This is a genomic window from Aurantimonas sp. A3-2-R12, from assembly GCF_036016755.1.
In the GTDB taxonomy this organism is placed as follows: domain Bacteria; phylum Pseudomonadota; class Alphaproteobacteria; order Rhizobiales; family Rhizobiaceae; genus Aurantimonas; species Aurantimonas coralicida_A.
In genome coordinates this window covers 1-726 of the sequence record NZ_JAYXIH010000143.1, presented here as the reverse complement: position 1 = coordinate 726, position 726 = coordinate 1, and the positions used below count along the sequence as shown (strand labels likewise).

Here is a 726-nt window from a genome sequence, read left to right as displayed (position 1 = left end):
TGTGTGGTTGCCGCCCGTGATGCAAGAAGTTTTCAACCAATGAGCATGTGATCGAGCGCGGTCTTGTGTCAGGCCTGTTTCTGCGGCGTTCACGTGCCGCTGGCCGGTATGGTGATCCGCGGAACGGGTCCAAATCTATGAAACGAGCTCGGGGCTCTGGCGTATCGCCTGGTTTTACCGTCCGGATCTGTTCGATCTTTTGCCCATTCAGGTCTTCGGCTTCTCACACCCCGTCACCGGCGTCGGGCTGTCGTCCGCGTCATGAAGCTCATGAAGTTCATGCAGCGGCAGCCCATGCCGGATCCCGATAGTCCTCGTTCTTCGTCAGCATGGCCCAAATTGCCCGCGCCATCTTATTCGCCAGAGCGATGGCGACGAGCATCCGCGGCTTTCGCGCCGCCATGCGCGCGAGCCAGGACCCCTCGGGAATCGTCCGGCGGCCCAGCCAGTTCAGTCGCGACATCGCCCCGATAATCAGGAGCCGTCGGATGTCGGCCTGGCCGGCCTTCGACACACGCCCCAACCGTTGCTTGCCGCCCGTGGAATGCTGACGCGGGACAAGCCCGAGCCATGCCGCGAAGTCCCGGCCGCGCCGGAAGCTTGTCATGTCCGGAGCAAAGGCCTCGACCGCCAACGCAGTCAGCGGTCCGACACCCGGCATCGTCTGCAAACGCTTTGCCGTGTCGGCCGAGGCGGCCAATTCCGCGGCGCGCTTCGTTCGGGCCT

General features: G+C 63.8%; 1 protein-coding gene. It reads right to left on the bottom strand.

Translation table 11 applies throughout. From position 1 onward, the window contains the following. Positions 1–277: 277 nt before the first annotated feature. A partial coding sequence (locus VSX60_RS22455) for a transposase (RefSeq protein ID WP_327626449.1) occupies positions 278–726 on the bottom strand: 449 nt, incomplete at its 5' end.